Below are 16,299 nucleotides of genomic sequence, written 5' to 3'. Positions count from 1 at the left end.
AGTCCTGCTATGCGGGGTTCGCAGGCGCGGGGCTTTTTTGTATGATGTGCGACCCGTGCGCACTGGGCGCCGATAGAGGTTGAGCATGCAGGCCCTAGAAGTTAAGAGCTTCCTTGAAGGAAAGCTGCCTGAAACGACTGTAGAAGTCGAAGGCGAAGGCTGCAATTTCCAGCTGAACGTGATTAGCGATGAACTGGCGGCATTGAGCCCGGTCAAGCGTCAGCAGCAGATCTATGCCCATTTGAACCCATGGATCACCGATGGCAGCATCCATGCGGTCACTATGAAATTTTTCAGCCGCGCGGCCTGGGCCGAGCGCACCTGAGCCCCCAAGGCGTCGAGATTCTTATGGATAAATTGATTATTACCGGCGGTGCCCGCCTTGATGGCGAGATTCGCATTTCCGGTGCGAAAAACTCCGCCTTGCCGATCCTGGCAGCGACCCTGCTGTGCGATGGCCCGGTGACTGTGGCCAACCTGCCGCACCTGCACGACATCACCACCATGATCGAGCTGTTCGGTCGCATGGGCATTGAGCCGGTGATCGACGAGAAACTGGCCGTCGAAATTGACCCACGTACCATCAAGACCCTGATTGCCCCGTACGAACTGGTGAAAACCATGCGTGCGTCGATCCTGGTGCTGGGCCCGATGGTTGCCCGTTTCGGCGAAGCCGAAGTAGCCTTGCCTGGCGGTTGCGCCATTGGTTCGCGTCCGGTCGACCTGCACATCCGTGGCCTTGAGGCCATGGGCGCAGTCATCGACGTCGAAGGCGGCTACATCAAGGCCAAGGCGCCGGAAGGCGGCCTGCGCGGCGCGAACTTCTTCTTTGATACCGTCAGCGTCACCGGTACCGAGAACATCATGATGGCCGCTGCCCTGGCCAACGGTCGCAGCGTGTTGCAGAACGCCGCACGCGAGCCGGAAGTGGTCGACCTGGCCAACTTCCTCAACGCCATGGGCGCCAAAGTTTCCGGCGCTGGCACTGACACCATCACTATTGATGGTGTAGAGCGTCTGCACACCGCCACCTACAAAGTCATGCCTGACCGCATCGAGACCGGTACCTACCTGGTTGCTGCTGCCGTGACCGGTGGCCGTGTGAAGGTCAAGGACACCGATCCGACCATCCTGGAAGCCGTCCTGGAAAAACTCAAGGAAGCCGGCGCAGAGATCACCACCGGCGAAGACTGGATCGAGCTGAACATGCACGGCAAGCGGCCAAAAGCCGTCAACGTGCGTACCGCTCCGTACCCGGCGTTCCCGACCGACATGCAAGCGCAGTTCATCTCCTTGAACGCGATTGCCGAAGGCACCGGTGCTGTGATCGAGACCATCTTCGAAAACCGCTTCATGCACGTGTATGAACTGCACCGCATGGGCGCCAAGATCCAGGTCGAAGGCAACACCGCCATCGTCACTGGGATCGACAAGCTCAAGGGCGCGCCAGTAATGGCAACCGACCTGCGTGCCTCGGCCAGCCTGGTAATCTCGGCACTGTGCGCCGAAGGTGACACCCTGATCGACCGCATCTACCACATAGACCGTGGTTACGAGTGCATCGAAGAGAAACTGCAGATGCTCGGCGCGAAGATTCGCCGCGTACCGGGCTAGTCCCTGTTTGTGGCGAGGGAGCTTGCTCCCGCTGGACTGCGTAGCAGTCCCGCTCTTCGAGGGCCGCTTCGCGTCCCAGCGGGAGCAAGCTCCCTCGCCACAGTTTGTTGTTGACTGGTTTGTTTCAAATCGAGGCTGTCATGGCCTCGATCTGTGTCTGGCGCCGTTTGCGACCGGACAGCAATAGCCTGATGAAGGACTGACATTTCCCATGTTGACCATCGCACTGTCCAAGGGCCGCATCCTTGACGACACGTTGCCGCTTCTGGCTGAAGCGGGCATCGTGCCGACCGAGAATCCGGACAAGAGCCGCAAGCTGATCATCCCCACGACCCAGGACGACGTGCGCCTGCTGATCGTGCGGGCTACCGACGTGCCGACCTACGTTGAACATGGCGCCGCCGACCTGGGTGTTGCCGGCAAGGACGTGCTGATGGAATACGGTGGCCAGGGCCTGTACGAGCCTCTGGACCTGCGCATCGCCCTGTGCAAGCTGATGACCGCTGGCCGCGTGGGTGATGTCGAGCCCAAGGGCCGCCTGCGGGTCGCCACCAAGTTCGTCAACGTTGCCAAGCGCTATTACGCCGAACAAGGCCGTCAGGTCGATATCATCAAGCTCTACGGCTCCATGGAGCTGGCACCGCTGATCGGGCTGGCCGACAAGATCATCGACGTGGTCGACACCGGCAACACCCTGCGTGCCAACGGTTTGGAGCCCCAGGATTTTATCGCTGACATCAGCTCCCGCCTGATCGTCAACAAAGCATCGATGAAGATGCAGCACGCCCGTATTCAGGCGTTGATCGACACCCTGCGCAAGGCAGTGGAGTCTCGACACCGCGGTTGACTCACCCGCGTAGCTGAAGAGCTGCGCCCGTCTATCCGCCTCATAGCCAGAATTCTCAGGTGCCCAAGCGGAAACGACTGCTAGTTTAGGGCGCCTGAGTTTTTGCCAATTCTATTGAGGCCCTCGCTATGACCACGTCCACTGCAATTGCCCGACTCAACGCTGCCGACCCGGATTTCGCCCATCATCTGGATCATCTGCTGAGCTGGGAAAGCGTGTCTGACGACTCGGTCAACCAGCGGGTGCTCGACATCATCAAGGCCGTGCGTGAGCGCGGTGATGCTGCGCTGGTGGATTTCACCCGCCAGTTCGACGGCCTGGACGTGCAGTCCATGGCTGACCTGATCCTGCCGCGTGAACGCCTGGAGCTGGCGCTGACGCGCATCACCGCACCGCAGCGCGAAGCCCTCGAAGTCGCTGCGGCGCGGGTACGCAGCTATCACGAAAAACAGAAGCAGGACTCCTGGAGCTACACCGAGGCCGACGGCACTGTGCTGGGCCAGAAGGTCACGCCACTGGACCGCGCCGGCCTTTACGTGCCGGGCGGTAAGGCGTCGTATCCATCGTCGGTGTTGATGAATGCGATCCCGGCCAAAGTCGCCGGCGTGACCGAAGTGGTCATGGTGGTGCCGACCCCCCGTGGCGAGATCAACGAGCTGGTGCTGGCTGCCGCCTGCATCGCCGGTGTCGACCGGGTATTCACCATTGGTGGCGCCCAGGCCGTTGCAGCGCTGGCCTATGGCACCGAAAGCGTGCCGAAGGTCGATAAAGTGGTCGGTCCCGGCAATATCTACGTCGCTACCGCCAAACGCCATGTGTTTGGCCAGGTCGGTATCGACATGATCGCCGGGCCCTCGGAAATCCTCGTGGTGTGTGACGGCCAGACCGACCCGGACTGGATCGCCATGGACCTGTTCTCCCAGGCGGAGCACGATGAAGACGCCCAGGCGATCCTGGTCAGCCCCGATGCCGAGTTCCTCGACAAGGTCGCCGCCAGCATCAATAAGCTGCTGCCGACCATGGAGCGTGCCGAGATCATCGAGAAGTCGATCAACGGCCGTGGTGCGCTGATTCGGGTGCGTGACATGGAGCAGGCCATTGATGTGGCCAACCGCATCGCGCCGGAGCACCTGGAGCTGTCCGTGGCGGACCCACAGGCCTGGTTGCCATCGATCCGTCACGCTGGGGCGATCTTCATGGGCCGTCACACCAGCGAAGCCCTGGGCGACTATTGCGCCGGCCCCAATCACGTGTTGCCAACCTCCGGCACTGCGCGTTTCTCGTCGCCGCTGGGGGTGTACGACTTCCAGAAACGCTCGTCGATTATCTTCTGCTCGCCACAAGGCGCTTCCGAGCTGGGCAAGACCGCCTCGGTGCTGGCCCGTGGTGAATCCCTCAGCGCGCACGCACGCAGCGCTGAATACCGCATCGTCAAGGGAGCGTAAGGCATGAGCAAATTCTGGAGCCCTTTCGTCAAGGACCTGGTGCCTTACGTACCCGGTGAGCAACCGAAGCTGACCAAACTGGTCAAGCTCAACACCAACGAAAACCCCTACGGCCCATCCCCCAAGGCGCTGGCGGCAATGCAGGCCGAGTTGAACGACAACTTGCGCCTGTACCCGGACCCCAACAGCGACCTGCTCAAGCAGGCCGTGGCCAGGTATTACGGGATCGATGCCGGCAAGGTGTTCCTCGGCAACGGTTCTGACGAAGTCTTGGCGCACATCTTCCATGGCCTGTTCCAGCACGATCTGCCGCTGCTGTTCCCGGATATCAGCTACAGCTTCTACCCGGTGTACTGCGGCCTGTACGGCATTACGTTCGACGCGGTGTCACTGGACGAACAGTTCCAGATTCGGGCCGCTGACTATGCCAGGCCCAACGGCGGGATCATCTTCCCCAACCCTAACGCGCCCACCGGCTGCGTACTGGCGCTGGACGCGGTGGAGCAGATCCTCAAGGCCAGCCCGGACTCGGTGGTGGTGGTCGATGAAGCCTATATCGACTTCGGCGGCGAAACTGCCATCAGCCTGGTCGACCGTTACCCGAACCTGCTGGTGACCCAGACCCTGTCCAAATCGCGCTCACTGGCCGGTTTGCGTGTGGGCCTGGCTGTGGGCCACCCAGACCTGATCGAGGCGCTAGAGCGGGTCAAGAACAGCTTCAACTCCTACCCGTTGGATCGGTTGGCGATTGTTGGCGCGGCGGCCGCGTTTGACGACCGTGAATACTTTGAGAAAACCTGCCAGTGGGTGATCGACAGCCGCAACCAGGTCGTCGCGCAATTGGAAGCGAAGGGATTCGAGGTATTGCCATCGGCAGCGAACTTCATCTTCGCCCGTCACCCGCGGCATGACGCTGCAGGGCTGGCCGCCAAGTTGCGTGAGCAAGGGGTGATCGTGCGGCACTTCAAGCAGGAGCGGATTGCCCAGTTCCTGCGGATCAGCATCGGGACGCCGGAGCAGAACCAGGCGCTGATCGACGGGCTCGGTGAGCTCTAACAGACGCTGAAAATCAAATGTGGGAGCTGGCTTGCCTGCGATGACGGTGTAACAGTCGACCTATCTGTCGTTTGATACACCGCTATCGCAGGCAAGCCAGCTCCCACACTGATTTGCGTTTAGTCAGTTACAGCAGCGGCTCATCCGGCTTCTTGTTCTTCCAGCCATCATTGCCCGGTAGCAGCAAGTTCAAACCAATTGCCACCACCGCACACAGGGCGATGCCCTTGAGGCCGAAATCATCCGGGCCGGTGCCGGTACCCACCAGCACACCGCCAATCCCGAACACCAACGTTACCGACACAATCACCAGGTTGCGCGCCTCGCCCAGGTCGATCTTGTGGCGAATCAGCGTGTTCATCCCCACCGCAGCAATCGAGCCGAACAGCAGGCACAGAATCCCGCCCATCACCGGCACCGGGATGCTCTGCAGCAGCGCGCCGAACTTGCCGATGAACGCCAGGCTGATGGCAAACACTGCCGCCCAGGTCATGATTTTCGGGTTGTAGTTCTTGGTCAGCATCACGGCGCCGGTCACTTCGGCGTAGGTGGTGTTCGGCGGGCCGCCAAACATGCCGGCAGCCGTGGTGGCGATACCGTCACCCAGCAGCGTGCGATGCAGGCCAGGCTTTTTCAGGTAATCGCGGCCGGTCACGCTGCCTACCGCAATCACACCCCCGATATGCTCGATCGCCGGGGCCAGTGCTACCGGGACGATAAACAGGATGGCCTGCCAGTTGAACTCCGGCGCGGTGAAGTGGGGCAGGGCGAACCAGGGGGCGGCGGCGATTTTCGCCGTGTCGACCACACCAAAGTAGAACGACATGGCAAAACCCACCAGCACGCCGGAAATGATCGGCACCAGGCGGAAAATGCCCTTGCCGAACACCGCCACGATCAAAGTGGTAAGCAGCGCTGGCATCGAGATCAGCATCGCCGTCTGATAGTGGATCAACTCGGCACCGTCGCCAGACTTGCCCATGGCCATGTTGGCGGCAATCGGCGCCATGGCCAGGCCGATCGAGATAATCACTGGGCCAATCACCACGGGCGGCAGCAGCCGGTCGATAAAACCGGTGCCCTTGACCTTCACGGCCAGTCCCAGGAACGTATAGACGAAACCCGCCGCCATCACGCCGCCCATGGTCGCCGCCAGGCCGAACTGGCCCTTGGCGAGAATGATCGGGGTGATGAACGCGAAGCTCGATGCCAAAAATACCGGCACCTGCCGCCCTGTCACCACCTGGAACAACAACGTGCCCAGGCCTGCGGTAAACAGCGCGACGTTTGGATCAAGACCTGTGATCAGCGGCATCAACACCAACGCGCCAAATGCTACGAAGAGCATTTGTGCGCCAGACAGGATCTGGCGCCAAAGCGGGTCGTTGAATTCATCCTGCATGCTCACGCGTCCTTCTGCTTGGTGCCGAAGATCTTGTCACCGGCATCGCCCAGGCCCGGGATAATGTAGCCGTGTTCATTCAGGCGCTCATCGATGGATGCGGTGTAGATCTGTACATCCGGATGGGCCTTCTCGACGGCGGCGATGCCTTCTGGCGCGGCCACCAGCACCATGGCGCGGATGTCCCGGCAACCGGCTTTTTTCAGCAAGTCGATGGTGGCGACCATGGAACTGCCGGTGGCGAGCATCGGGTCGATGATCATGGCCAGGCGTTCGTTGATTTCCGGGACGAGTTTTTCCAGGTAGGTGTGGGCCTGCAGTGTTTCTTCATTGCGGGCTACGCCCACGGCGCTGACCTTGGCGCCCGGGATCAGGCTGAGTACACCTTCGAGCATACCGATACCGGCACGCAGGATAGGGACGACGGTAATTTTCTTACCGGCGATTTTCTCCACTTGTACGGGACCAGCCCAACCGGGGATCTCGTAGGTTTCCAGGGGCAAATCCTTGGTGGCTTCGTAAGTGAGCAACGCTCCGACTTCCTGAGCAAGCTCACGGAAGTTCTTCGTGCTAATGTCGGCACGGCGCATAAGGCCGAGTTTGTGTCGGATCAGCGGGTGGCGGATCTCGCGAGTGGGCATAGGAAAGGCTCCGGCGGCGGGCAAAAAAACCGGCCTAGATTAATCTATCCGAGGGTGTTGTCCTATAGACATCAAGTACGTTAGTCCATAAAGGCTTGATTGGAGCGCACGAGAAGCGTACCTTCGCCCGCTTTTCTTGCCACAGCACCCCCTTGGAGAGCGCCATGTCTGCTGATCTCGAGCATATCCGTCAAATCATGCACGAGGCTGACTGCCTGTACACCGAAGCGCAAGTCGAAGCAGCGATCGCCAAGGTCGGCGCGCACATCACCCGCGAAATGGCCGACACCAACCCGGTGGTTTTCTGCGTGATGAACGGTGGCCTGATCTTCGCCGGTAAATTGCTCACTCACCTGCAGTTCCCGCTGGAAGCCTCTTACCTGCACGCCACCCGCTATCGCAATGAGACCAGCGGCGGCGACTTGTTCTGGAAGGCCAAGCCGGAAGTGTCGTTCATCGACCGCGATGTGTTGATCATCGATGACATTCTCGATGAAGGTCACACCCTGGGCGCTATCATCGATTTCTGCAAACATGCCGGCGCACGCAAAGTGCACACCGCCGTGCTGATCGACAAAGACCACGACCGCAAGGCGCGCCCAGAGCTGAAAGCCGACTTTGTCGGGTTGCCGTGCGTCGACCGTTATATCTTCGGGTATGGCATGGACTACAAGGGCTACTGGCGTAATGCCAATGGCATCTACGCCGTTAAAGGAATGTAATCGATGGCCCGCTTTCTTGATCAGACGCTGTTTGCCGAGTTGGCCGAGAAAGCGGCCGCCAATCCCCGTGGTCGTCAAAACGTTAACTTCCATGAGATGCAAGAGCCTTGTCATCGCATGGCCGTCGGTTTGCAGCCCAGCACCTATGTACAGCCTCACCGTCACCTGAGTGCCGATAAGGCGGAGACGTTGCTGGTGCTCAAAGGGCGTCTGGGAATCCTGATTTTCAGCGAGACGGGGGAAGTGTTGAGCACGCGTGTGTTGGAAGCGGGCGGGGAATGCCAGGGCGTCGACCTGTCGCCCGGCGTGTTCCATGGCCTGGTAGTGCTTGAGCCGGACAGCGTGATGTTTGAGTGCAAGGCTGGCCCTTACCGCGCTGTGGGTGAGGGTGAGCTGGCCGACTGGGCTCCCCGTGAAGGCGAGGCAGGTATGGCTGAGTATCATCGCTGGATGCTTGCCCAGTTCGACTGAGCAAGCCCCGTCCCACATTGCTTTCTCACCGCTTTCGAAGCCGGCGTCGCGCAGGTAGACTTCAAGCCCCGTGTAAATGTCTGCAGGCTGGAGTCGGTAATGCGTAAAGATAAGAAACAGGTGATTGGCGACGAAATCGGTGACGACCAGATCAAGTTGTTCCTGGACTTCGAGCCGGTTGAAGCGACGTCGCCGTCCCTGCACAAACTGATCAAGGCCTATCGCGGCCTGCGTATCGACGACTTCGAGCGTTTCCTGGGCTTTTTCAAAGAAGCAGGCCTGGACCTGGACGGCAAGGACGAGCATGGCCAGACCTTCGTCGACCTGATCAAAGACCAGCGCAACGCCGCCGAATACATCGAGCTGATCGACAACGCCCGCGGCTGATTATCCGAGCCACAAAAAAACGCCCCGGCCTCATGAGAGGCCGGGGCGTTTCGCGCTCGTTCCCACGCTCTGCGTGGGAATGCATTCTGTGACGCTCTGCGTCACGACCTCACGCGTAGCTTTCAGCCTCGTTGCTTTGCTCCACCAGCTCCAGGCTGATGTTGTTCTGCGTGTTGAGCTTGCGATACAGCTCGGCGTCCGTCTCCAGCACTTTCTCGCGTGCCGGGAAGATCTCATGGAGCTTGGTGGCCCATTCGCCGGCGGCTTTCTCCGGGAAGCAGCGCTCGATCAGCTCCAGCATGATCGAGACCGTGACCGAAGCGCCTGGAGACGCGCCCAGCAGTGCCGCAAGCGAACCGTCCTTGGCCGCGACCAGTTCGGTGCCGAACTGCAGCACGCCGCCTTTCTTCGGGTCTTTCTTGATGATCTGCACGCGCTGGCCGGCCACTTCCAGGCGCCAGTCTTCGGCTTTCGCCTCGGGGTAGAAGCGACGCAGGGATTCCAGGCGCTGTTCCATGGACTGGCGCACTTCGCTGACCAGGTACTTGGTCAGGTCCATGTTGTCGCGGGCCACGGCCAGCATTGGGCCGATGTTGCCGGCGCGAATCGACATCGGCAGGTCAAGGAACGAGCCGTGCTTGAGGAACTTGGTGGTGAAACCGGCGTATGGCCCGAACAGCAGGGATTTCTTGCCATCCACCACGCGGGTGTCCAGGTGCGGCACGGACATCGGCGGCGAGCCCACGGCAGCCTGGCTGTAGACCTTGGCCTGGTGCTGCTTGACCACTTCCGGGTTGTCGCAACGCAGCCACTGGCCGCTCACCGGGAAGCCGCCGAAGCCTTTGCTCTCTTCGATGCCCGAGGCCTGCAGCAACGGCAGCGCCGCACCGCCAGCGCCGAGGAACACGAACTTGGCATCGACGTCGCGGCTGTTACCGCTGTTGACGTCCTTGATGCTCACGGTCCAGCCTGCGCCGTTGCGCTTGAGGCCGGTTACGCGCTTGCAGTACTTGACCTGGGCGTCTGGCGAACTGGTCAGGTGGCTGAGCAGCTGATTGGTCAGGGCGCCAAAGTTGACGTCGGTGCCGTTCATCACGCGGGTGGCGGCGATTTTTTCGTCGAGCGGGCGGCCCGGCATCATCAACGGCATCCACTCGGCCATTTCGCTGCGGTCTTCGGTGTAGTGCATGTCCGAAAACGCGTGGTGCTGGCTGAGGGTCTCAAAGCGCTTCTTGAGGAAGGACACGCCTTTGTCGCCCTGCACGAAGCTCAGGTGCGGCACCGGGCTGATGAACGACTTGGACGAGCCAAAGGTGCCTTTCTTGGTCAGGTAAGCCCAGAACTGCTTCGACACCTCGAACTGGGTGTTGATGTGCACGGCTTTCTTGATGTCGATGGAACCATCGGCGGCCTGTGGCGTGTAGTTCAGCTCACACAGCCCGGCATGGCCGGTGCCGGCGTTGTTCCACGGGTTGGAACTCTCCGCGGCACCCGAGTCCATCAGCTCAACGACTTCCAGCGTGAGGCTGGGGTCGAGCTCTTTGAGCAGTACGGCCAGGGTGGCACTCATGATGCCGGCCCCTACCAGTACTACGTCGACTGCTTCGTTATGCGCCATTTAACGCGTCTCCAAAATCTGCAGCACCAAATTGACGGCATGGCTGCCAGGAGTGACGGGGCGATTCACGTGTTGCCCCAGGTTACCCATGGCCAGGATCGCCATGTCCGTTTCGCAATTCTTTGCAACTTCAGCACACGCTTCCTGCCGGGCTAATCTGCCTATGAACGCATTCATGGGCGCCTGTGGCAATTCGACTTATGGTCAAAGCGTGCGATTCGTGCAACCAATCCGTAGCGGACAGGCTCAAGCTCCGGTTTTTGAGGAAGGCTCGATCCTGTGTAATTGGGCTGACCCAGACGCTGATGGTGCTTGTACAAACGCCAAACTATTCATTTGCTCGCCACACTCTTGTGAAGTTGTGAAAACCCGTTTTTTCACGCTCTTTTGAAGACGTGAACCTCAAAAAAGGGCTGCCCCAGCCTGGCACCTGGCCCGTAAACCTCTGCCGACACGCGGCAAAACGGGCAAACAACTCAAGTGGCCGAGCGCAATGGCAGCTCTGGCAGATTCGATGAAAGACGGGGTGGTTTGCAAAGGAAACAGCAAGCACGCCAGCTTCACTCGATCTGTGTGGGCGGCTCTCTGTGGGCGATTTTGGGGGCTAATGCCTGGGCATTAACGATGCTGCGGGGCCCGATCAGGAGACGTCCTTATAATCGGGGGGAGATTGTAGCGAAGAATGCCAAGGAAATGGGCGTGTTTTATGACTTTTATTCGGGTCCCGGTCAGGAGGCCAACGCTTGCCGATGTTGTGCGCGAAAAACCTGCGGGCTGACCCGGGCGCTGGCCGGCAGTGGGCGGTGCATCCAGCCCAGGTGAGTCTCGGTCACTTCCACCCAGCCTTCACCGACGGGCGGCAGGCTGCACTGCTTGAATGCCTGGCAATGGCCTTTGGCATCGAGCAAGGCAAAGTGACGATGGCGGGTGTGTGACATGAACAGGGTCTTGAGAAGGCGCATGGCTGTGTACCTGGTGTGTTACATGCTTGAAGGTTGCCAGTGTGGCATGACACTGGGGTGACGAATTTATGCGAATTTGTAATTTGCACCGGGGCTTCAGCCGTCGTTCAGGATCGCTGGTGAGTGGCGCGCGTGCACCGTTATACTGGCGACCTGTCTGCACCTAGTCCTGGAGAAATGCGATGTTGCAACGCCTGTTGTTCGGTTTGATCACTGTGACCAGTTTGACCCTTGTCGGCTGCGCCAACAGCCCGCAACAACTCAGCCCGCAACCTAAAGTCACTGCGCCGTTGGCTGCGGTAGGCCATGGCCAGCCGGTGTCGGTGCGCGTGGTCGACGGTCGTCCGTCGCCGACCCTGGGCTCGCGTGGCGGCCTGTACCCGGAGACCGCACTGATTTCGGTGACCGGCCAGGATGTGCTGCCCAAGTTGCAGGCCCAGGCTGAAGCTGCTGTGCGTTTGTTGGGCTTTACGCCGACCAACTCGCCAGGCGTACCACAACTGACCGTGACCCTGGCCGAGCTTAAATACCAGTCGCCCAAAGACGGCCTGTATGTGACCGAGGCTTCCATCGGCGCCACCTTCAAGTCTGACGTCAGTGCCGGCACCCGCCGTTACAGTGGCCGCTACGCCGCCTCGCTCAACCAGCGTTTCGGCATGTCGCCCAACCAGGAAACCAACACCAAGCTGGTCAGCGACGTGCTCAGCGATGCCCTGACCCGCCTGTTCAAGGACCCAAGCATCGGCCAACTGCTCAGCGCGCAATAAGCCGCTCACAAAAAAACCGGGCTCATCGCTGAGCCCGGTTTTTTTATGCCTGTGGTTTTGTCATGCCGCCGTATCGACATAAAAGTCCAGCATGCTCACGCCGGTGAGCACATCCAGCTCCGGCAGATCGGCATGCTGGTGCCCGCCGAGGGCGCAATACACCAGCCAATGGCGGTCCTGAACGTTGAACGCGAGGCTGCCGATCAGCGCCTCCTGTTCATCGCTCTGGGCGATCAGATACAGCCGATCCTGGTTTTGCGCATGCAGCATGACAAGCTCCTCAAGCGTCGAAGGGCAACAGAGTGGCTTGTTAAGGTGACGTTCAGGTGACGGCGTAAATTACTGGATACATTAGCCGTCCATGGGGAAGGAGCATTAAAGGCGCAGGAGGCGACGATCGTTCAGGAGTGTATCTGGACTGATACCCGAACACTGGTTCACCGAGGTTTGCGATGGCGCTGCCCGCACTGCTCATTAATATTGTTGCCCTGTTGGTTGCCTGCTCGGGCGCCTGGGTGCTGTTCATCACCCGCCTGCATGCACAGCGTGCGATGGCCGACCTGGCCCTGCGCAGCGAAGAGCGCGCTATCGACCAGCCGATGCTGTTTCTGGATACACGCACCGAACGGGCGCATCGCCTGGCGTACCGCGTCGGTTTTGCTTGCCTTGGCTTGGCCCTGGCCATCTCCTGGCTCAGCACCCACTTCTAATTCCACTGCAAAACCAAATGTGGGAGCGGGCTTGCCCGCGAAGGCGGTGTATCAGCCGCTGAATCTTTAACTGACCCACCGCTATCGCAGGCAAGCCAGCTCCCACACTGGCCATGTACTGCCCACAGAATCAGCGCCTGCCCCATATCCCCAGTGGGCTCACATATTTGGGTTGGGTGTTTATAGAGGGATCCCAGCCTTGACTCGGTATTGGTTGCGTACCGGCGTCGCATACTGCACCACCAGATAAGGCCGGTGCTCCGCCGGGCACTCGTTCAAGCGCCGCTCCCATTCCGCCTTGGCCTTGGCCAGCTCATCGGCCGGGAATACGTCCGCCGCCTTGGGCACCTGCAATTGCGGGTCGGCGTCACTCCACTGCGCATATGCCAGGTAGTGCACCGGGAACAACCGATAGCCGCCCAGGATCTGCCGGTCCATCTCCACGGCCAGCAGCTTGGTGTCTTCGAAACGCTCGGTGATCGGCGGCGCAAAGTTCACGTGCACCCGGCCTTTATAGCCGGTAATGCCCAGGGCAATGCTCACATCATCCTCGCCCGGTGCCTTGCTGTAGGTACCGGTGGTGGCGCGGATATACAACTCGCGGGCTTTGGCGGCATCGCAAGGGTCGTACTCGTAGCTGATGGACACCGGCGTCAGGTTCAACGACTGGATGACCTCGGCAAATGGCTCGTCCTTGCGGCTGACGTGGAACATCTTGAGGATCGCCGATTCGGTACGGTCATCGCCATCCTTGGCCCGGCCTTCAGCCTGGGCAATCCAGATCGACTGGCAGTCGTTGCGGATCGAATGGTTGATGTAGGCCGACAGCAGGTTGTAAGCCGCCATCTTCTCCTTTCGCCCGGTGATCGAACGGTGCACGATGAAGCTCTTGTTCAAGCGCATCAGGTCGCTGACAAACGGCTTTTGCAGCAGGTTGTCGCCGATGGCGATGCGCGGCGTCGGCAGGCCGGCGTGGTACACGGCGTAGTTGACGAAGGCCGGATCCATCACGATGTCGCGGTGGTTGGCCAGGAACAGGTAGGCGGTGCCGGATTTCAGTTGCTCGACGCCGGTATAGGTCACGCCGTCGGTCGCCCGGTCAATGGTGTGGTCAACGTAGTACTCGACCTTGTCCTGCAGCGTGGCCACGGTGGTGACGCCAGCGAACTCACGGCGCAGTTTGCGCGCGATCATTGGCTTGAGCAGCCAGCCCAGGGCGCCTGCAAAGCGCGGGAAGCGGAAGTGGGTCAGGATGTCCAGAAAGGCCTTGTCACTGAACAGGCGCGCCAGCACTGCCGGGACTTCGCTGTCGTTGTAAGGTCGGATGGTATCGAATTCGCCCATCATGCTCTCTTGTTAGAAACGGCTAGGGTAAGTAAAAGGAAATGTCAGGGTGCGGTCCGAATAAGGGGCCGGCCAAGAATAGCCCTGTAAATAGACCGGCGATTATACGCACAAGTCACCTGGGAGACTGCGATGCTCGAAACTGCGCTGTACGATTGTCCTTATTGTGGCGAAGGGGTCGAGACAACGGTGGATTTGTCCGGTGGTGACCAGACCTATATAGAAGACTGCCAAGTGTGTTGCCGGCCGATCACATTCGACCTGCAAGTTCATGGTGAAGAGTGGATGCTTGAAACCCGCAGCGAAAATGAATAATGCGCAGCGGGAACGAATAAAAAGGTACGCCCATGCAGCGAGTCTACGAACCGGAAAACCTGATGGAGGGCGAGTTGTTGCAGCAGATGCTTGCCAGTGAAGGCATCGAGGCGCATCTGGTGGGGCGCCACCTGCTCGGCGGCACGGGCGAGTTGCCGATCTTCGGCTTGCTGGGGCTGGAGGTCGATAACGATCAGGCGGCTGTTGCCCGCGAGCTGATCACTGCCTATATCGGCGCGCAACCGTTGCCCGGCGACGAACCCGACAGCTTCCCCGACGTATTGGTCTGTTAGGCTGTCGGTCGGTTTACCCCAAGAGTCGTGTTGCCCCATGTGTGGACGTTATGCCCTGTTTCGCTGGAACCCTGCCTTTGCTGCCTTGCCCGGCTTCCCCGCGGATCAGCAGGCCCAGTGGAACATTTCCCCCAATGATTCGGTACTGATCCAGCGCCTGAGCGAAGGCCAGCTCACCCTGGCGCGTGCCCGTTGGGGCCTTACGCCGCCTTGGCTGACAGACCTGTCGCGTACTCCAGCCCATGCCCGCGCCGAAACCCTGGCCGAACAACCGATGTTCCGTGAAGCGTTCCGCCAGCGCCGCTGCCTGCTGCCGGCCAACGGTTTCTACGAATGGCGCGGCACCCAGCGCAAGCGCCCGTATTGGCTCACGCCGGGGGAGGGCTCCACGTTGTTCTTTGCCGCAGTGTGGGAAGCGTATCCGGTGCAGGAGCAGGTATGGCTGAGTACGGCGGTGGTTACCCAAGCGGCGCAAAGTCAGCGCCGGCCATTGATCCTGGACGCGGCAGCGCAGGCCGCCTGGCTCGACCCCGAGACACCGCTGCATGTATTGCAGAGCCTGCTGGCGGCTGAGCCTGCCGTGCTGCGCGAGCGGGTGCTGGCCAATATGGTCAACGATCCGAAGCTCAATGGGCCCGAGTGCCTGACCCCGGCGTGAGCTTTGCCAGTCCGGTCGCGTTCGGATGTATCTGAAATTCAGCGGTTAAACGTCTGGTGTATCTGGCGCAGATACCAATGACCGCCTACGATACGCGCCATGTTTTCAGGGAGCGTGTTCATGAAGAAGTCATTGGTGGTAAGCGGTTTGGTTGCAGCGATGCTGCTGGCGGGTTGTCAGTCGGTCAATACCACCAGCGGCGGCGCCGTTGGGGTGGAGCGCAAGCAGTACATGTTCAGCATGCTGTCGAGCCAGGAAGTCGACCAGATGTATGCCCAGTCTTATCAGCAGACCCTGGGTGAAGCCAGCAGCAAAGGGGTGTTGGACAAGACCAGCGCCAACGCCAAGCGCGTGCAGGCCATTGCCAAGCGCCTGATCGCCCAGGCTCCGACTTTCCGCGCGGATGCGGCCCAGTGGAACTGGGATGTGAACCTGATCAAAAGCGATGAGATGAACGCCAACTGCGGGCCTGGCGGCAAGATCCTGGTGTACAGCGGCTTGATCGACAACCTCAAGCTCACCGATGACGAACTGGCCGCCGTGATGGGCCATGAAATCGCCCACGCCTTGCGTGAGCACGGCCGAGAAGCCATGTCCAAGGCTTACGGTATCCAGATGGCCAAGCAGGGCGCCGGGGCAATATTCGGTCTCGGCCAGGACAGCCTGGCACTGGCCGATACCGTGGCCAACTACGGCATGACCTTGCCCAACAGCCGCAGCAATGAAAACGAAGCCGACCTGATCGGCCTGGAACTGGCCGCCCGCGCTGGTTACAACCCGAACGCGGCCATCACCTTGTGGAACAAGATGGCCAAGGCTTCGGAAGGCGCACCGCCGGAATTCATGAGCACGCACCCGGCTTCCGACAGCCGCATCGCGTCCTTGCAGGCGGCGATTCCGAAGGTAATGCCGCTCTACCAGCAGGCCAAGAAGTCCTGATCGACGCCCTGTGGCAGCGAGTTCGCTCGCGAATGCGGTGTTGCAGTGACTCATTCAGTGACTGATACCTCGCCTTCGCGGGCAAGCCCGCTCCCACAGGGTCCTATG

The 16,299-nt window shown here is 60.4% G+C and carries 20 protein-coding genes; 14 read left to right on the top strand and 6 right to left on the bottom strand.

Annotated features, from left to right (window positions below):
* Positions 1 to 85: 85 nt before the first annotated feature.
* The 5 genes from AC4PS6_RS27210 to hisC all read left to right on the top strand — a co-directional run bounded on the left by AC4PS6_RS27210 (position 86) and on the right by hisC (position 4,962).
* Positions 86 to 325, top strand: a complete 240-nt coding sequence (locus tag AC4PS6_RS27210; protein WP_003188597.1) for a BolA family protein — start codon at positions 86 to 88, stop codon at positions 323 to 325.
* 23 nt (positions 326 to 348) lie between these two features.
* Positions 349 to 1,614 (top strand): UDP-N-acetylglucosamine 1-carboxyvinyltransferase, encoded by a 1,266-nt coding sequence (murA, locus tag AC4PS6_RS27205; protein ID WP_003188598.1) that lies wholly within the window; start codon positions 349 to 351, stop codon positions 1,612 to 1,614.
* A gap of 211 nt (positions 1,615 to 1,825) precedes the next feature.
* Positions 1,826 to 2,461: an ATP phosphoribosyltransferase gene (gene hisG, locus AC4PS6_RS27200; RefSeq protein ID WP_003188599.1), complete on the top strand. Its 636-nt coding sequence runs from the start codon at positions 1,826 to 1,828 to the stop codon at positions 2,459 to 2,461.
* A 128-nt stretch (positions 2,462 to 2,589) separates the two neighbouring features.
* Positions 2,590 to 3,906 carry a histidinol dehydrogenase gene (gene hisD / locus AC4PS6_RS27195; protein ID WP_058409866.1) on the top strand — a complete coding sequence of 439 codons (1,317 nt, stop codon included), beginning with the start codon at positions 2,590 to 2,592 and terminating at the stop codon, positions 3,904 to 3,906.
* A 3-nt stretch (positions 3,907 to 3,909) separates the two neighbouring features.
* Positions 3,910 to 4,962 carry a histidinol-phosphate transaminase gene (gene hisC, locus AC4PS6_RS27190; protein ID WP_014716942.1) on the top strand — a complete coding sequence of 351 codons (1,053 nt, stop codon included), beginning with the start codon at positions 3,910 to 3,912 and terminating at the stop codon, positions 4,960 to 4,962.
* 127 nt (positions 4,963 to 5,089) lie between these two features.
* On the opposite strand, the gene AC4PS6_RS27185 is transcribed toward hisC, so the two are convergent.
* Positions 5,090 to 6,364: a uracil-xanthine permease family protein gene (locus AC4PS6_RS27185; protein ID WP_003188606.1), complete on the bottom strand. Its 1,275-nt coding sequence runs from the start codon at positions 6,362 to 6,364 to the stop codon at positions 5,090 to 5,092.
* A 2-nt stretch (positions 6,365 to 6,366) separates the two neighbouring features.
* Positions 6,367 to 7,005, bottom strand: coding sequence for a uracil phosphoribosyltransferase (gene upp, locus AC4PS6_RS27180; RefSeq protein ID WP_003188608.1), 639 nt, complete (start codon positions 7,003 to 7,005; stop codon positions 6,367 to 6,369).
* Positions 7,006 to 7,169: 164 nt separating this feature from the next.
* Here upp and AC4PS6_RS27175 point away from each other — a divergent pair, with 164 nt between their 5' ends.
* The 3 genes from AC4PS6_RS27175 to AC4PS6_RS27165 all read left to right on the top strand — a co-directional run bounded on the left by AC4PS6_RS27175 (position 7,170) and on the right by AC4PS6_RS27165 (position 8,585).
* Positions 7,170 to 7,727, top strand: coding sequence for a hypoxanthine-guanine phosphoribosyltransferase (locus AC4PS6_RS27175; protein WP_003188610.1), 558 nt, complete (start codon positions 7,170 to 7,172; stop codon positions 7,725 to 7,727).
* A 3-nt stretch (positions 7,728 to 7,730) separates the two neighbouring features.
* Complete coding sequence (locus AC4PS6_RS27170) at positions 7,731 to 8,198, top strand: WbuC family cupin fold metalloprotein (protein ID WP_020301262.1); 468 nt, start codon at positions 7,731 to 7,733, stop codon at positions 8,196 to 8,198.
* Between the two features lie 99 nt (positions 8,199 to 8,297).
* Positions 8,298 to 8,585 (top strand): PA4642 family protein, encoded by a 288-nt coding sequence (locus AC4PS6_RS27165; protein ID WP_336827008.1) that lies wholly within the window; start codon positions 8,298 to 8,300, stop codon positions 8,583 to 8,585.
* 109 nt (positions 8,586 to 8,694) lie between these two features.
* Here the strand turns inward: AC4PS6_RS27165 and mqo are convergent, their stop codons facing one another.
* Together mqo and AC4PS6_RS27155 are read right to left on the bottom strand one after the other, a co-directional pair.
* Positions 8,695 to 10,203 carry a malate dehydrogenase (quinone) gene (gene mqo / locus AC4PS6_RS27160; protein ID WP_014716944.1) on the bottom strand — a complete coding sequence of 503 codons (1,509 nt, stop codon included), beginning with the start codon at positions 10,201 to 10,203 and terminating at the stop codon, positions 8,695 to 8,697.
* Between the two features lie 728 nt (positions 10,204 to 10,931).
* Positions 10,932 to 11,165: a hypothetical protein gene (locus AC4PS6_RS27155; protein WP_014716945.1), complete on the bottom strand. Its 234-nt coding sequence runs from the start codon at positions 11,163 to 11,165 to the stop codon at positions 10,932 to 10,934.
* A 182-nt stretch (positions 11,166 to 11,347) separates the two neighbouring features.
* Between AC4PS6_RS27155 and AC4PS6_RS27150 the strand changes: the two genes are divergently transcribed.
* Positions 11,348 to 11,932 carry a YajG family lipoprotein gene (locus AC4PS6_RS27150; protein WP_014716946.1) on the top strand — a complete coding sequence of 195 codons (585 nt, stop codon included), beginning with the start codon at positions 11,348 to 11,350 and terminating at the stop codon, positions 11,930 to 11,932.
* 60 nt (positions 11,933 to 11,992) lie between these two features.
* Here AC4PS6_RS27150 and AC4PS6_RS27145 read toward each other — a convergent pair whose 3' ends face one another.
* Positions 11,993 to 12,202, bottom strand: a complete 210-nt coding sequence (locus tag AC4PS6_RS27145) for a hypothetical protein (RefSeq protein WP_014716947.1) — start codon at positions 12,200 to 12,202, stop codon at positions 11,993 to 11,995.
* Between the two features lie 182 nt (positions 12,203 to 12,384).
* Between AC4PS6_RS27145 and AC4PS6_RS27140 the strand changes: the two genes are divergently transcribed.
* Positions 12,385 to 12,642 carry a GNAT family N-acetyltransferase gene (locus AC4PS6_RS27140; RefSeq protein WP_014716948.1) on the top strand — a complete coding sequence of 86 codons (258 nt, stop codon included), beginning with the start codon at positions 12,385 to 12,387 and terminating at the stop codon, positions 12,640 to 12,642.
* Positions 12,643 to 12,822: 180 nt separating this feature from the next.
* On the opposite strand, the gene AC4PS6_RS27135 is transcribed toward AC4PS6_RS27140, so the two are convergent.
* A complete protein-coding gene (locus tag AC4PS6_RS27135; RefSeq protein WP_014716949.1) occupies positions 12,823 to 13,986 on the bottom strand; it encodes a 1-acyl-sn-glycerol-3-phosphate acyltransferase in 1,164 nt (387 codons plus the stop codon).
* Between the two features lie 132 nt (positions 13,987 to 14,118).
* Between AC4PS6_RS27135 and AC4PS6_RS27130 the strand changes: the two genes are divergently transcribed.
* The 4 genes from AC4PS6_RS27130 to AC4PS6_RS27115 all read left to right on the top strand — a co-directional run bounded on the left by AC4PS6_RS27130 (position 14,119) and on the right by AC4PS6_RS27115 (position 16,191).
* Positions 14,119 to 14,301, top strand: coding sequence for a CPXCG motif-containing cysteine-rich protein (locus AC4PS6_RS27130; RefSeq protein WP_032903367.1), 183 nt, complete (start codon positions 14,119 to 14,121; stop codon positions 14,299 to 14,301).
* Positions 14,302 to 14,333: 32 nt separating this feature from the next.
* Positions 14,334 to 14,594: a putative signal transducing protein gene (locus AC4PS6_RS27125; RefSeq protein WP_014716951.1), complete on the top strand. Its 261-nt coding sequence runs from the start codon at positions 14,334 to 14,336 to the stop codon at positions 14,592 to 14,594.
* Positions 14,595 to 14,631: 37 nt separating this feature from the next.
* Positions 14,632 to 15,252, top strand: coding sequence for an SOS response-associated peptidase (locus AC4PS6_RS27120; RefSeq protein WP_014716952.1), 621 nt, complete (start codon positions 14,632 to 14,634; stop codon positions 15,250 to 15,252).
* Positions 15,253 to 15,372: 120 nt separating this feature from the next.
* Positions 15,373 to 16,191, top strand: a complete 819-nt coding sequence (locus AC4PS6_RS27115) for a M48 family metallopeptidase (RefSeq protein ID WP_014716953.1) — start codon at positions 15,373 to 15,375, stop codon at positions 16,189 to 16,191.
* Positions 16,192 to 16,299: the final 108 nt, after the last annotated feature.

Source organism: Pseudomonas sp. DW-iso17 (assembly GCF_058725345.1).
This window is presented reverse-complemented; position numbering and strand designations above follow the sequence as displayed.

Coding starts and splice junctions, on each gene's coding strand:
- AC4PS6_RS27210 (WP_003188597.1), top strand. CDS start 86: ATGCAGGCCCTAGAAGTTAAGAGCTTCCTTGAAGGAAAGCTGCCTGAA.
- murA (WP_003188598.1), top strand. CDS start 349: ATGGATAAATTGATTATTACCGGCGGTGCCCGCCTTGATGGCGAGATT.
- hisG (WP_003188599.1), top strand. CDS start 1,826: ATGTTGACCATCGCACTGTCCAAGGGCCGCATCCTTGACGACACGTTG.
- hisD (WP_058409866.1), top strand. CDS start 2,590: ATGACCACGTCCACTGCAATTGCCCGACTCAACGCTGCCGACCCGGAT.
- hisC (WP_014716942.1), top strand. CDS start 3,910: ATGAGCAAATTCTGGAGCCCTTTCGTCAAGGACCTGGTGCCTTACGTA.
- AC4PS6_RS27185 (WP_003188606.1), bottom strand. CDS start 6,364: ATGCAGGATGAATTCAACGACCCGCTTTGGCGCCAGATCCTGTCTGGC.
- upp (WP_003188608.1), bottom strand. CDS start 7,005: ATGCCCACTCGCGAGATCCGCCACCCGCTGATCCGACACAAACTCGGC.
- AC4PS6_RS27175 (WP_003188610.1), top strand. CDS start 7,170: ATGTCTGCTGATCTCGAGCATATCCGTCAAATCATGCACGAGGCTGAC.
- AC4PS6_RS27170 (WP_020301262.1), top strand. CDS start 7,731: ATGGCCCGCTTTCTTGATCAGACGCTGTTTGCCGAGTTGGCCGAGAAA.
- AC4PS6_RS27165 (WP_336827008.1), top strand. CDS start 8,298: ATGCGTAAAGATAAGAAACAGGTGATTGGCGACGAAATCGGTGACGAC.
- mqo (WP_014716944.1), bottom strand. CDS start 10,203: ATGGCGCATAACGAAGCAGTCGACGTAGTACTGGTAGGGGCCGGCATC.
- AC4PS6_RS27155 (WP_014716945.1), bottom strand. CDS start 11,165: ATGCGCCTTCTCAAGACCCTGTTCATGTCACACACCCGCCATCGTCAC.
- AC4PS6_RS27150 (WP_014716946.1), top strand. CDS start 11,348: ATGTTGCAACGCCTGTTGTTCGGTTTGATCACTGTGACCAGTTTGACC.
- AC4PS6_RS27145 (WP_014716947.1), bottom strand. CDS start 12,202: ATGCTGCATGCGCAAAACCAGGATCGGCTGTATCTGATCGCCCAGAGC.
- AC4PS6_RS27140 (WP_014716948.1), top strand. CDS start 12,385: ATGGCGCTGCCCGCACTGCTCATTAATATTGTTGCCCTGTTGGTTGCC.
- AC4PS6_RS27135 (WP_014716949.1), bottom strand. CDS start 13,986: ATGGGCGAATTCGATACCATCCGACCTTACAACGACAGCGAAGTCCCG.
- AC4PS6_RS27130 (WP_032903367.1), top strand. CDS start 14,119: ATGCTCGAAACTGCGCTGTACGATTGTCCTTATTGTGGCGAAGGGGTC.
- AC4PS6_RS27125 (WP_014716951.1), top strand. CDS start 14,334: ATGCAGCGAGTCTACGAACCGGAAAACCTGATGGAGGGCGAGTTGTTG.
- AC4PS6_RS27120 (WP_014716952.1), top strand. CDS start 14,632: ATGTGTGGACGTTATGCCCTGTTTCGCTGGAACCCTGCCTTTGCTGCC.
- AC4PS6_RS27115 (WP_014716953.1), top strand. CDS start 15,373: ATGAAGAAGTCATTGGTGGTAAGCGGTTTGGTTGCAGCGATGCTGCTG.